Below are 14,638 nucleotides of genomic sequence, written 5' to 3'. Positions count from 1 at the left end.
AGCTTCATTGCAATTATTTTGTTTTTATAAACAAATAAATACTATTTATAAATGCTATTATTCCAGAGAAGAATAATACAATCATCCATTGGTTAAGCATTAAAGGTACTGTATGGAATATTCCTTGTAAGAAAGGTATATATAATATTGCTGCTAGCATTACTATTGATACAGATACTGCACCAACTAAATATAAGTTAGTAAATAACTTTATTTCAAAAATGGAATGTCTTTCTGATCTACATTCAAACACGTGGAACAATTGTGACATTACTAATGTAGCCAAGGTTAAAGTTCTACAAGTCTCTAAATTCATTCCGTAATATCTTCCAACCATAAATGATAATAAAGTACAAACACCAATCAACGAACCACGAACTAAAATCTTCTCAGTTAACCCTCTAGCAAATATTCCTTCTTTCCTATCTCTAGGAGCTTGCCTCATTATATCCTTATCTGCAGGATCTACCCCTAAAGCTATAGCAGGCAACCCATCAGTTGCTAAGTTTACAAATAAAATTTGAATTGGTGAAAGAGGATTAGGTAATGTAAGCAAAGATGCTAGGAACATTGTTAATACTTCACCTAAGTTACATGATAATAGATACCTTATGAACTTTCTAATATTATCATATATAACTCTTCCCTCTTCTACTGCTGATACAATAGTTGCAAAATTATCATCCATAAGTATCATAGATGATGCTTCCTTAGTTACATCTGTTCCTGAAATACCCATGGATATTCCAATATCAGCTTCCTTAATAGCTGGTGCATCATTAACACCATCACCAGTCATTGCTACAACATTATTATTTCTTTTAAATGCCCTAACAATTCTAAGCTTATGATCAGGTGATACCCTAGCAAAAACCCTTATCTTTTCAACCTTTTTCTTCAACTCATCATCTGTCATGATTTCTATATCTTCACCAGTTACAACTTGGTCATCATTATTACATATGTTTAAAGATTTTGCTATTGCAAGAGCAGTATTTTTATGGTCACCAGTAATCATAACAGGCTTAATACCTGCAAGCTTACATCTAAGAACAGCATCTCTAGCCTCAGCTCTTGGTGGATCTATACTACCTGCAACACCTATGAATATCAATCCATCTTCTAATCTTTCACTCCTAGTTAAGTTTTCATCCTTATAAGCACCTGCAATACATCTTAATGCTCTAGAAGACATTGCTTCAATAAATGAAGCTACTTGCTTCTTCTTTTGATATGTTAGAGGCTTAACCTTATTATTTTCTAATATATAAGAACATTTTTCTATAACTCTTTCAGGTGCCCCCTTAACATAGCAACATTCTTTTCCATTTTCCCTCATAATAACAGACATCATCTTTCTTGTTGAATCAAAAGGTATGTCATATACACGCTCAGATTTTTCAACAAAAGCTTTAAGAAGATTTGTATCCTTAAAGAATAGTTTTACTAATGCTGTTTCTGTTGGATCACCATGTAATGCTTTATCTATATTTTTAACATTAAAATCATAATTACAATCATTACATAATACTAATGACTTCATTAACATTGTATAATCTGTAAGCTTTTCCTTATCAAGTTCACATATCTTTCCATTTAGATATACTTCCTTAACAGTCATTTTATTTTGTGTTAAGGTACCTGTCTTATCAGAGCAAATAACAGATGTACATCCTAATGTTTCTACAGCTGGAAGCTTTCTAACTAATGCATTTCTCTTAAGCATTCTAGAAACTCCAAGGGCTAATGAAACTGTTACTATAGCTGCTAATCCTTCTGGAATTGCTGCTACAGCTAAACTTACTCCAAGTAAGAACATCTCTGTTATATCATTTCCTCTAATAATTCCTAAGATAGTAACAACTGCACAGATTACAAGACATAAAACAACTAATATTTTTCCTAATGATTCTAATCGTTCTTTTAAAGGAGATTTTTCTTCTTTTATATTATCTAAAAGATTTGCTATCTTACCCATTTCAGTGTCCATTCCAATGCTAGTTACTGTAAATAATCCTTTTCCCTTTAGCATTGTTGTTCCCATATATCCACTGCGCTTTTCTTTCTTATTTGTATCCTTAGAAACTCCAACTGATTCTCCTGTTAATAAGGATTCATCTACCATTATTGATGAACCTTCAAGGAATTCTCCATCTGCTGGAATTCTATCTCCAGCTTCAAGTACAACAACATCTCCTATTGTTAGATATGCAGAATTAATTACCTTTAATCCTCCATCTCTAAACACCTTACAAGTTGGTGCTGCTAGATTCTTCAAAGCTTCTAAAGACTTTTCAGTTCTAAATTCTTGTACAAATCCTAAAATTGCATTTACTATAACGATTATTATAATTGTAATAGCATCTGCTGTATCTCCCATAATACCTGAAATAATGGTGGCACCTAATAATACCCATACCATAAAATCGTTAAATTGAGATAAAAAAATCATTATTGGTGAAGCTTTCTTTTTATGCTGTATTTCATTTAATCCAAAGTTTTTCATTCTCTTCTCTGCTTCTCGTGTTGTTAACCCCGGAACTATTGTCTTTTCCTGTATCACCCTTTTTCCTCCTTAAACAAAACTCTATATTATATATATTTTGCTTTACTGAAGTTAGAACACAAGAAAACATAATAAAGTTAAAGGTTGTTATGAACTTTCTTTTAATAAAAAGGACCATCATATTAATTGAATGTTCTCTTATACTATCTCAATAGTCAATATCTGATTAAGGTCACATATCTTAGATGTAATATATTTTTTATATTGTGAAATACTTCATTATGAATATGTTTTTCTGCTATACCTCTCTATTTTCTTCTTTTCTTTACTTTTTTCGTGTTTAGCCTTAAAATATAATAGTAAAATTTTAAGTCAAAGGAGGAATAGTTTTGAGAAACGTAGTTTATGTAACTGGACATAAAAATCCAGATTCAGATTCAATTTGTGCAGCTTATGCATATGCTGAATTTAAGAACAAAACTGGAGAAATTCCTGCTATACCTGTTAGATTAGGTAATGTTAGCAGAGAAACTCAGTTCATCTTAGATTACTTTGGTGCAGAAGCTCCTGAGTATTTAGAAACTGTAAAGTTAAAAGTTGAAGATTTAAAGATAGATAATATCACCCCTGTTACACCTGAGATATCATTAAAGATGGCTTGGAACATTATGAGAGATAAGAACATTCAATCTCTTCCTGTAGCTGATTCAAATGATCATTTATTAGGTATGCTATCTGTATCTAACTTAACTTCTTCATATATGGATATATGGGATAATGTTATCCTAGCTAAAAGTAATACTTCTATAGACAATATAGTTGATACTTTATCTGCAAAGGAATTATACATCCATGGTAATAACCCAAAATTCCCTGGAAAGATTTGTGTTGCTGCTATGCAACCAGAAAGCATGAAGGGATTAATTGAAGAGGGTGATATTGCTATAGTTGGTGATAGACCTGAAGTTCAAGAAGCTTTAGTTGATCTTAAAGTTTCTTTAGTTATAATAACAGGTTCTCATAATGTATCTGACGAATTACTTGAAAAAGCTAAGAAGAATGGAGTATGTATCATAAGCACTCCTCATGATTCATTTACAGCTTCAAGATTAATAGTTCAAAGTATACCTGTAGGATATGTTATGGCTACAGAAAACATAGTATCTTTCTCAACTGATGACTTAGTTGAAGATATTAGAAAAGAAATGAGTGAAACTAGATATAGAAGCTACCCTGTTACTGATTCAGATGGTAAGGTAGTAGGTTTAATTTCTAGATATCATTTAATTTCTAACCATAAGAAGAAAGTAATTCAAGTTGACCATAACGAAAGAGGTCAATCTGTAGATGGATTAGATGAAGCTGAAATCTTAGAAATCATCGACCACCACAGAGTTGCTGATATTCAAACAAACAACCCAATTTACTTCAGAAACGAACCTCTTGGAAGTACTTCAAGTATAGTTGCTAAGTGCTTCTTTGAAAATGGTATAAGACCTTCTAAGAAGGCTGCTGGTCTATTAATGGGTGCTTTAATTTCTGATACATTATTATTCAGAAGCCCAACTTGTACAGAACAAGATAAGCACATCTGCAAGAGATTAGCTGAAATTGCTGGAGTAAATGATGTTGAAGCTTTTGCTAAAGAAATGTTTAAAGCTGGTACTTCATTACAAGGGAAGACAGTTGAACAAATCTTCAATCAAGACTTCAAGCCATTTACAATTGGCGAAGTAAAAATTGGTGTTGCTCAAGTTAACACTATGGATATCGAAGGATTTATGCCTTTAAAAGAAGATATGCTAAAGTATATGGAAAGAAAAGCTGAAGAAAATTCCTTCAGCATGGTAATGCTTCTTCTAACTGACATACTAAATGAAGGTTCTCAAATTTTAGTAGCTGGAAGAATGCCTGAAATAGTTGAAAAGACTTTCAGTGTTACTTTAGAAGCATCAACTGCTTTCTTACCTGGAGTTCTTTCAAGAAAGAAGCAAGTTATACCACCATTAACAAACGTAATATCTACAATGTAAAAAAACTGCCTTAGGGCAGTTTTTTTATCTTTTAAAATCTCTGTAAGCCAGCATTTTTACTATATATTTATATATTTATATGTTTAAAACAATATTTAATCATTTCTTTTTGGGCCCAAGTTATCCTAATTATTTTGAACAAAAAGGTGATGTGGATATTTATCTTACTTGTTCCATGGCAAGCTCCATATCATATGGTAACAAATATCCATACCTCTCGTACTAAAGTAATTAAAAAGAAACTTTAGCCCTAGCTAAAGTTTCAACATCATCTTTCTTATCCTTTTTATCTCTTTTATCCCTATTACCCCAAAGTTACCTTCTCATATTATTAATCATTCCCCACATCTCATCAGCACTTTCCATTGCTTTAGTGCTTAATTGAAATGCTCTTTGAGTAACAATCATATCTGTAAATTCTGTAGCAACATCTACATTAGAACCTTCCAAAAATCCTTGATACATTTCTGCATTAATTGATACTTGAACATTAGCATCTTCTGCTGGAATGAATAAATTATCTCCTACTGATTGAAAAGCACTTGTTCCTACTGCTGTATATAAAGGAATGTTTCCAACCTTTATAAAGGTATCTCCTTCTTTATTATATACTCCACCTTTTGTGTCAATTAAAAGATTTCTTGCATTTAATGTAGTGTTCTGTTCGTTTCTACCATTTATGTATTCTATATAAACTTTGTTTCCTCTAGTATCAACAAGTCTTCCCATACTATCCACTTGGAATGCACCATCCCTAGTATAAACATATGATCCATCTGGTTGAACTAATCTAAAGTATCCTTCTCCATCTATACTTAAATCTGTTGGAAGTCCTGTATCTGTTAAGAATCCTTGAGCATTATCCCTATAAAATTCTGTAGTTTTTACTCCTGTTCCCATAGATGCATCTTTATCATTTACTGGATATCCTTTTCTGTCTAAAGATTCATTAAGTAAATCCTTAAAACCTACATCTACTCTCTTATATCCCATTGTCCCAGAGTTAGCTAGGTTATTACTTATTGTATCTAATTTAACTTGTTGAGCATTTAACCCTGTTTTACTTGTCCAAATTGTTCTAAGCATTTCCTAGTCCTCCTATACTCTTCCAATATCATTTGCTGCTTTATTTAAAGTTTCATCTAGCATTGATACAAACTTCTGATTTGTTTCAAAACTTCTTTGATTTGTAATTATATTTACCATTTCATTTGTAATATTAACATTAGATGCTTCAACAAATCCTTGGCTTACAGTAACTACTGTATTATACATTGGGTTTTCTCCTCTGAAGTAGTTATCTCCCATCTTCTCTAAATTTCCATAATCCTGAAAATCAGCTAATGCTAATGAGTGAGTAGCAACTCCACCTACTGAAATATTATTATTTCTATCAAGAGAAAAATTATCATTTCCAACATATATAGGTTCCATATTTCCTGTATACTTATTTACTCCTAAAACCTTATCACCTGTAGTAGTTGTTAAAAAGCCATCATTCCCAACTAAAAAGTTACCATCTCTAGTATAAAGTCTTTCATTACCTCTTTGAACTGTAAAGAATCCTCTTCCGCTTATTGCAAAATCAGTAACCTTTCCAGTATCTTTAAGTGCACCTTGAGTAAATGCAGTTTCTACAGTATCTATCTCTGCTCCTAAACTTAATGACCCTAATCTTTGAGGCACATTTTTACCTGCAGCAATCTTATCTTTATTTTGTATATATACTTCATCAAAGCTTTTTATAGCTAGGTTTTCAGATTTATAGCCTATTGTATTGGCATTAGCCATATTGTTAGTTATTGTACTTTGCTTGCTCTCTAATGATATCATTCCAGAAACAGCTGTATATAAGCTTCTAATCATTTTTCTCATCCCCTTTAAAAAATACCTTACACTCATCCTTAGTGTGCATACCTAGACCTCTAGCTTTTTCCTCTATCTTAGCATCAGTCATTGAATTACTATATTCATATGTAAACATAAGGCTTGTACCTAACACTAGGCCTATTCCAATTCCCATAAGGATTTTTTTATCACATAGAAAGTTAAATACTTCCTTTATTTTTTGTATAAATTCCTTACTAATAATACTTCCCCCTTACCTAAAGAAAGTTTTTCACAAATCTCCTCATCATTAAGTCCTAGACTAATTAATTCTCTTATAACCTCTGTTTTATTCTTATTATCTATTTCATTTATTACATCCACTTCTTCATCTATAGAAGTTAAATTATTACTAATTAATTCTTCGTCTGTTTCTAAGTTTTCTTTAATATCTTCTACATTATTATTGAAATTAATATGTTGTTTAATATCTAAAATTTCTTTTTGAAGCTCTGTTAAGCTTTCAGCTATATCTCTTCTTATAGCTCCTATCTCTATTTCCACTTCTGTCATATCTTTCTGTTTGTATTTTAACACATCACTAAAGGAAGTTTCATCCTTTTTTAGAGCTTTATAGTTTAAAACCACCAAAATAACGCCTATAACTATCAATATAAATGGCATATTTCCACACCCTCATTACAAATAATTAATTTTTTTCATCTTTTCTCTTAAGTTTCTTATAGCTCTACTATGTAATTGACATACTCTTGATTCAGAAACCCCTAAAACAGCTCCAATTTCTTTTAATGTCAGCTTTTCATAGTAATATAAATTTAAAACTGTTCTATCTTTTTCATTAAGAGATTCTATTGCTTTTGCTAATATCTCTATCTGTTCCTTCTCTTCATAACTTTGTTCAGGGCTTGGACTGTTTTTATCCTCAATAATTCCCATAATAGTCATATCTTCATCATCAGAATATACTATGTCTTCTAATGAAACAACTGATATATAATTTATGTAATTTTCTATTTCTCCAACTTCACATATTGATAAGTTCATATGTTTTGCAATTTCATCAATTGACGGTTCCCTACAAAGTGTTTTTTGTAGAGCTTCTACAGCTTCATTATATCTATTTAGCTTATCCATAGCTCCCTTAGATATAGGTCTGTTCTTTCTTATTTCGTCAATTATTGCTCCCCTTATTCTTATAGATGCATATGATGAAAACTTCATGCCTTTAGTTTCATCATATTTAGAAATTGCATCTATTAATCCAATCATTCCATACCCAACTAAATCTTCGTATTCCATATTTTTGTTTTTTCCTAAGCTAATACGTGAAGCTATGTACTTAACTAATGGTATACATTCCTCAATAATTTGTTCTTTTCCCTCTAATATATTTAAGGTGGTCATAAATACTCCTCCTCTTATACAAGTCCCCTTTGTTTTCTCATTTGTTCAAATACTTTTTGAATAATTTTATCTCTTGTTCTCTCTGATATTTCCTTAAACTTTAATCCACATATATATTCATTTATCTTACACTTTTCAACTCTTACAGCTTCTCCAACTACTTGTATCTTTTCATTTTCACCTATAAAGATATTTACTGTAACGCTATCCCTTAAAGATAATTTTTCTTCTGTTTTTATCTTCATTCCTCCACCACTTAGGTCAAGAATAATTCCCTTTTTCCATGCTTCTTCTTCATTATCATTTTGCAGCTTATAAAAAGCATACTCTACCATATCAACTCTTACAAAATTTCTTCTTTGTATTTTAATTATGTTGTATGGTTTTGATAACCTATATAAGTTTAATTTTCCTTCTCTAGTTCTTCCAAGTACCCTACAATTAAATTTATAATAGTTTCCACCATCAACATAATATTCAGCCTCTATTTCGTCATTTTCATGCATAGTAAGGTAAATACCATTGTTAACAGGAATATCTATTAAAAGATAATTTTCTGTTACATCCTGTAAGTTACTTTTATAGAATACCTCTCCATCTAAAATTTGAATGTTTCCATTAATCTCAAGTTTAAATTTTTTCATTTCCTTACTCCCCTTCTAAGAAAATAAACTGAACAGTTTTTTAAACAACCCTTCCGCTCCCATATTTTCTACACTTGCATCTCCTATCAACTTATTTGATATTCTTTCTATTGATCTAGATGCATCACATTTTGGATATAATATTGTAAAGGGAACTTGCGCCCTTACCCCTTCAACTAATTTTCTATCCTCCGATATAGATCCTAAATAATTAATTTTTATAGTTAAAAACTTATCTACAGCTCTTTTTAGCTTGTTATAAGTTTCCTCTCCATCTTTAATTGAAAATGCTCTATTAACTATTACATTTGCAGTGTCTGTTAATTTAAAATGATCTGTAGCCTTTATTAAGCTATAAGCATCAGTTAAAGATGTTGGTTCTGGTGTAGTTATTACTATTGTTTCTTCTGAGCAAGCTATAAATGCAAGTACATTTTTGTTAATTCCTGCACCAGTATCAATGAATATATAATCATATTCATCTAGGCTAGTTAACTTTTCTATAAAGGCTAGCCTCTCTTTTTCTTCTAAATTTTCAATATAGTTTATTCCAGAGCCTCCTGGTAATAAGTTAATTCCATAGGGGCCTTCTACAACTACTTCATTTATATCCTTCCCCTCTAGAAGATCAAAAACATTATACCTAGGTAGTACTCCCATTAAAACATCATCATTTCCCATACCTATATCTGCATCAAAAATCAATACTTTTTTTCCTTTTTTATGAAGAGTTATTCCCATATTAACAACAAAATTACTTTTACCTACTCCACCTTTACCTGATGTTATAGTAATTATTTTTGCCTTTTTCTTTGAATTATCCTTATTAGCTAATCTTCTTAAGTTTTCCGCTTGATCTAGCATAAGGATTCCTCCCCTAATATAAACTTCATTAAATCATCCTTTGATGGATTTTTTATATCATCAGGAACATTTTGTCCTGTTGCAATGTATCTTATAGGCTTTTGTGACCTTTTACTTATGTTATAAATAGCTCCATAAGTAGTTGTTTCATCTAATTTAGTTATTATAATATTGTCATAGTTTAAATACTTATATCCTTGTAATATGGTCTCCATGTCCCTATTTTTAGTTGTTGCACTTATAACCATACTTACACTGTCAGGCTTAGCTTTTTCTGTAAATGCTCTTAATTCTGAAATTTGCATTGTATTTTTACTACTTCTTCCTGTAGTATCTATTAAAATAACATCCATTCCCTTTAAAGCCTCTATAGCATCTTCCATTTCTTTAATCGTAACTACAACCTTAAATGGGATATTCATTATTTCTGCATATGTCTTTAATTGTTCAACAGCTCCAATTCTATATGTATCTACTGTTATTAATCCTACCTTCTTTTTTTCTATCAAAGATAATTTCCCTGCAAGCTTAGCTATAGTTGTTGTCTTTCCTACTCCAGTAGGTCCTACTAAAACTATTCTTCCTTTTAAATTCTCTTCTGATATTTCAATGTCCGCATTAATAATTTCTTTTAGGGAACTCTCTATATGATCCTTATCTATCCTATCTTTTAGCTCATTATAAAACTCTAAATCTATATCTATTTTTTCTAGTACTTCCTTAATAGGATCTTTTTCTTCTTCCTTAGTTGTATTTTTTATTACCTTATTTAGAAGTTCCTTCACCTCTTTTACTTCTGCTTCCAGTTTTTCTGCCTTATCATCTTTAGTTGAAATAGTAGGCCTTGAAACTTCACTTTGTTTATTTTCAATTTCTTGTTCCATTATCTTTTTTATATCATTTATTGAACTTTGAAAATTCTCCTCAGTTCCCTTACTTGAGTTCTCTACAGCAGCAGTTACTTCAATCTGCTTTTCAGAGAATAATCCTTTAAAACCTGGTTTTCTCACTTTTCTTTGACTTACTATAATTGCATCCTTTCCCAGTTCATATCTTATTCTTGTAAGAGCCTCATTCATATTGCTAACTAAATACTTTTTAATAATCATTTACAGTGTTACAACTCCTTCAGTACGAATTTCAACATCATTTGGAATTTCATTTAAAGAAATAACCATTAAATGAGGAAATGCCATTTCTATTAATTTTCTAAATACACATCTTATATTGGGTGATACCAAAATTACTGGTTGATTATTATAGAAATATACTGATTCTATAGTATCTCTTATGTTATTAAATATCCTTGTCGTAGTATCTGGATCAATTGTTGGGAATGTCCCTTGAATTGATTTTTGTATATTGGATGCTACTAATTCTTCTAGCTGAGGATGTAATGTTACAACGGTAACTGCTCTATCTTCATTTATAATTTGATTACATATAGTTCTTGCAAGAGAGAATCTTACATATTCAGTTAACAATTCAATATCCTTTGTATTTCTTGAATTATCAGCAAGAGATTCCATAATAGTAACCATATCCTTTATTGGAACCTTCTCTCTTAATAAGTTCTGTAATACTTTTTGTAATTCTCCAATAGTTAATAGATCTGGTATTAACTCATCAACTACAGCACTATATTTTTCTCTTGTGTTGTCAACAATTAACTTAACCTCTTGTCTTCCTAACAGCTCATAAGAATGTGCTTTTATTGTTTCAGTTAAATGTGTAACCATAACTGTTGTTGGATCTACTACAGTTAATCCTTTTATTTCTGCTTCCTCTCTTTGGTCTTTATTAACCCATACAGCTGGAAGTCCAAAGGTAGGTTCTATTGTTTTAATTCCTGGAATATCTGAATTATCACCTGTAGGGTCCATACATAATAACATATTAGGCATAAGCTCTGATGAAGCTATAACTGTTCCTCTTATCTTTATTACATATTCATTGGTTCTAAGTTGTAAGTTATCTCTAATTCTTATAGGTTGTACAACTATTCCCATTTCAATTGCACACTGCCTTCTTACAGAAGCAATTCTTTGTAATAAATCTCCTCCAGTAGTTTCATCTGCTAATGGAATTAATCCATAACCAATTTCCACTTCCATAGGCTCAACAGATATAAGATTCATTACGTTCTCTGGCTCTTTTCTTTCCATCTCAACAATTTCATCTTCTTCCATAGCAATTGCCAATTCCTGCTTTTTATTTTCTTCTTTATAAAGAAGATATGTTAACACTCCCATAGCAGCTGCTGCTAAAAAGAAAGGAAGCTTTGGCATACCTGGAATAATTCCAATAGAAAACATTAATATTGCTGCAATTCCTGTTACCACTGGGAAAGCTGTTAACTGATTGGCAAATGTTTTACCAAAGTTATCTCTGCTTCCTGAACGAGTTACCAAAATACCTGATGATGTTGATATTAATAATGCTGGTATTTGTCCTACTAACCCATCTCCTACCGTTAAGATTATATACTTACTTGCAGCATCACCAGCACTCATGCCCTTCATCATAACTCCAATTATAATTCCACCAACTATATTTATAAGAGTTATTATTATACCTGCAATGGCATCTCCCTTAACGAACTTAGATGCACCATCCATTGCTCCATAAAAGTCTGCTTCTGATTGCAAATCTTGTCTTCTACTTTTTGCTGTTGCTTCATCTATAAGCCCTGAATTTAAATCTGCATCTATTGACATCTGCTTTCCTGGCATTGCATCAAGAGTAAATCTTGCAGATACTTCTGCTACTCTTCCAGCACCATTTGTTATAACAAGGAAATTAACAATAACTATAATTATGAATATAATAATACCTACAGCATAATTTCCACCTACAACGAAATCTCCAAAGGCAGTAATAATGCTCCCTGCATCTGCTTCTGTTAATATTAATCTTGTTGAAGATATGTTAAGTGCTAATCTAAAAAGTGTAGTTACAAGTAAAAGTGTCGGGAACACTGATAGTTGTAATACATTTGTTGTAAACATTGTTATAAGCATTATTACAACTGAAAGTGTAATATTTAATGCTAACAAAACATCTAATACACCCTTAGGCAATGGAATAATAATCATAAGAACTATTCCTATTACACCTATAGCTACAAGCACATCTAAATTTTCTTTTAAATTCATCTTTTTATTATTTATAGGTGACAAATTCATCCCATCCTTTATCTAAGCAAAGTCTTACTTCTTATTTTTTAGTTTATATACCATAGCTAGAATCTCTGCTACAGCTTGATACATTTCCTGGGGAACTTCCCTATCTATATCTACCTGTTCATATATCATTCTTGCTAAAGGTTTATTTTCCATTATAGGAACATCATTTTCCTTTGCGACTTCTTTTATCTTTAGTGCTACTAACTCTGCTCCCTTTGCCACTACTTTAGGAGCTTCATTATTTCCTTCTTCATACTTTAAAGCTATTGAAAGATGTGTTGGGTTTGTAATTACAACAGTTGCATCTGCTACAGATGCCATCATTCTTCTTGTTGCCATCTCTCTCTGCTTTTGCTTTATTTTACTTTTAATCTGAGGATCTCCCTCCATTTGTTTATACTCTTCCTTAATTTCTTGTTTTGTCATTCTTAAGTCTTTTTGATGAAACTTAAATTGGACAAAGTAATCTGCAGCTGCAATTATTACTAAAACAACGCTAACTTGAAAGAATATACCTACAACTAAATCTTGAACTTGCCCCCCTAGGGAAGGCAAATATGTATTAGATATTTGAAGTATCTTATCATAATTGTCTCTAACATATAAAAAACCAATAAAACCTATTACTGTTACCACTGCAAGATTCTTTAACAAATCTACAAAACTTTTTTTAGAAAACATATTTTTAAAGCCTGAAATAGGATTTAATTTACTAAACTTTGGTTTTAAAGGCTCTCCTGTAAGCAAAAATCCTGTTTGCATTAAACTTGCCACTATTCCAGCTATCATTATTGGAACAACAACGGGAAGTATACATAACCCAGCTTTCATTAATACAGTAAGTACTATTGATTTTATGCTCATTTCATTTATATCTTGAAGCATTCCAGACTGAAGGAAATATACCATAGTATCCTTTAAATTTCCTACTATCATACCACTTAATAGAAGTATTACTAGAGTACAAGTAACCATTGTTATTGCAAGTCCAACGTCCTTACTTCTAGCTATCTGTCCTTTTTTTCTAGCTTCACTCTTTTTCTTTGGCGTAGCTTCCTCTGTCTTTTCTTCATTTGCAAATATAAGTACTATAGGTGCCGCTGGTAGTACCTTTAACATTTCCTCTATAATATCTGGTATTAAATTAAATGCATAGGATATTATTTTTATCATTATCGGTAATAATGCTATAAAGGTTAGTAATCCAACTACCATCTTAACTGGCATACCTAAAATCATTACATTAATTGCTGGCACAGTTCTTGAAACTAAAGCCATACATAAATCTGTTATTATAATTATCAATACCAATGGTATTGCAATTTTCACTCCTACCACAAAATACTCTCTAAAAGCATCTAAAACCACTGAGAAAGTATCTTGAAATACTATATTTTGTCCTATATTTACTACCTTAAAACTTTGTATTAAACACTTAATTAACAGGTGGTGTCCATCGATAATAAAGAATATTACCATGGAAATAAAATACGATAAATTAGAAAAGGGAGTACTTGTTGTCTCACTACTAGGATCTAGTATATTCATCATAGATAAACCTATTTGGATATCCATGTACCCTCCTGCCATTCTTATAAATTCAAATATCATATTGGCTATAAAGCCTAGTATAACCCCACTCATTATTTCACTTACTACGCTATAAACAAGCATATAGTTATTGTTTATCTCTAAAACTACCTGGTAATTTATTCCCGATATTATTGCAAATGATAATATCATTCCAATTGCACCCTTTAGTATTGGCGGGGTTCCTTTTGGAAATAAAGACTTAGCAACCAGGAAAAATGATGTTAACCGTATAAATACAAGTATTAACGCTAGAAAGTAGGCTGTATTAACCACTGCTCTACCCCCTATGTTGAAACTTTAATAATTAATTCAAAAATTCTTCTTGTGAATCCCATAATGGTATGAAGCATCCAATTTCCTAGCAATATACCAACAAAGGCTACACCTAACAGCTTAGGAACAAATGTTAATGTCTGCTCTTGAATTTGAGTAGTTGCTTGAATAATACTTATAATTAAACCAATGACTATAGCTACTGCTAAAATTGGTCCAGCTACCTTTAATGCTGTCATAATTGCATCTTTAACTACGCCTATAACTAAACTTTCACTCATACTAAAT

General features: G+C 31.2%; 13 protein-coding genes. 1 reads left to right on the top strand and 12 read right to left on the bottom strand.

Annotation, left to right across the window (positions count from 1 at the left end; translation table 11 throughout):
- Positions 1 to 13: 13 nt before the first annotated feature.
- Positions 14 to 2,563, bottom strand: coding sequence for a calcium-translocating P-type ATPase, PMCA-type (locus I4V16_RS08385; protein ID WP_111938054.1), 2,550 nt, complete (start codon positions 2,561 to 2,563; stop codon positions 14 to 16).
- A 332-nt stretch (positions 2,564 to 2,895) separates the two neighbouring features.
- On the opposite strand from I4V16_RS08385, the gene I4V16_RS08380 reads away from it, so the two are divergent.
- A complete protein-coding gene (locus I4V16_RS08380) occupies positions 2,896 to 4,539 on the top strand; it encodes a putative manganese-dependent inorganic diphosphatase (protein ID WP_111938055.1) in 1,644 nt (547 codons plus the stop codon).
- Between the two features lie 315 nt (positions 4,540 to 4,854).
- Here I4V16_RS08380 and I4V16_RS08375 read toward each other — a convergent pair whose 3' ends face one another.
- The 11 genes from I4V16_RS08375 to fliQ are packed head-to-tail and all read right to left on the bottom strand — an operon-like array spanning position 4,855 to position 14,631.
- Entirely contained in the window at positions 4,855 to 5,625 is a 771-nt protein-coding gene (locus I4V16_RS08375; RefSeq protein ID WP_049177284.1) for a flagellar hook-basal body complex protein, read from the bottom strand.
- A 12-nt stretch (positions 5,626 to 5,637) separates the two neighbouring features.
- Entirely contained in the window at positions 5,638 to 6,405 is a 768-nt protein-coding gene (locus I4V16_RS08370) for a flagellar hook-basal body complex protein (protein WP_111937811.1), read from the bottom strand.
- Positions 6,398 to 6,562 (bottom strand): hypothetical protein, encoded by a 165-nt coding sequence (locus I4V16_RS17325; protein WP_162531675.1) that lies wholly within the window; start codon positions 6,560 to 6,562, stop codon positions 6,398 to 6,400. Before I4V16_RS17325 ends, I4V16_RS08370 begins: the two co-directional genes overlap by 8 nt.
- A 38-nt stretch (positions 6,563 to 6,600) precedes the next feature.
- On the bottom strand, positions 6,601 to 7,050 hold the full coding sequence (locus I4V16_RS08365) for a hypothetical protein (protein ID WP_111937810.1): 450 nt from the start codon (positions 7,048 to 7,050) through the stop codon (positions 6,601 to 6,603).
- Positions 7,051 to 7,065: 15 nt separating this feature from the next.
- Entirely contained in the window at positions 7,066 to 7,791 is a 726-nt protein-coding gene (locus I4V16_RS08360; RefSeq protein WP_111937809.1) for a FliA/WhiG family RNA polymerase sigma factor, read from the bottom strand.
- A gap of 14 nt (positions 7,792 to 7,805) precedes the next feature.
- The gene (locus tag I4V16_RS08355) at positions 7,806 to 8,435 is read right to left on the bottom strand and encodes a flagellar brake domain-containing protein (RefSeq protein WP_049177289.1); all 630 of its coding nucleotides are present in this window, start codon (positions 8,433 to 8,435) and stop codon (positions 7,806 to 7,808) included.
- 15 nt (positions 8,436 to 8,450) lie between these two features.
- On the bottom strand, positions 8,451 to 9,299 hold the full coding sequence (locus I4V16_RS08350) for a MinD/ParA family protein (protein WP_111937808.1): 849 nt from the start codon (positions 9,297 to 9,299) through the stop codon (positions 8,451 to 8,453).
- The gene (flhF, locus tag I4V16_RS08345) at positions 9,293 to 10,408 is read right to left on the bottom strand and encodes a flagellar biosynthesis protein FlhF (RefSeq protein ID WP_111937807.1); all 1,116 of its coding nucleotides are present in this window, start codon (positions 10,406 to 10,408) and stop codon (positions 9,293 to 9,295) included. Before flhF ends, I4V16_RS08350 begins: the two co-directional genes overlap by 7 nt.
- On the bottom strand, positions 10,409 to 12,484 hold the full coding sequence (gene flhA / locus I4V16_RS08340; RefSeq protein ID WP_111937806.1) for a flagellar biosynthesis protein FlhA: 2,076 nt from the start codon (positions 12,482 to 12,484) through the stop codon (positions 10,409 to 10,411). It abuts the gene before it with no gap.
- A gap of 24 nt (positions 12,485 to 12,508) precedes the next feature.
- Positions 12,509 to 14,350: a fused FliR family export protein/FlhB family type III secretion system protein gene (locus tag I4V16_RS08335; protein WP_195966631.1), complete on the bottom strand. Its 1,842-nt coding sequence runs from the start codon at positions 14,348 to 14,350 to the stop codon at positions 12,509 to 12,511.
- Positions 14,351 to 14,361: 11 nt separating this feature from the next.
- Positions 14,362 to 14,631 carry a flagellar biosynthesis protein FliQ gene (fliQ, locus tag I4V16_RS08330; RefSeq protein ID WP_049177293.1) on the bottom strand — a complete coding sequence of 90 codons (270 nt, stop codon included), beginning with the start codon at positions 14,629 to 14,631 and terminating at the stop codon, positions 14,362 to 14,364.
- Between the last annotated feature and the right edge of the window lie 7 nt (positions 14,632 to 14,638).

Source organism: Clostridium sp. 1001283B150210_160208_E6 (assembly GCF_015669365.1).
GTDB classification, from domain to species: domain Bacteria; phylum Bacillota; class Clostridia; order Clostridiales; family Clostridiaceae; genus Clostridium; species Clostridium paraputrificum.
Note: the sequence above shows the minus strand (reverse complement) of the source record. Positions and strands in the feature narration are given on the sequence as shown.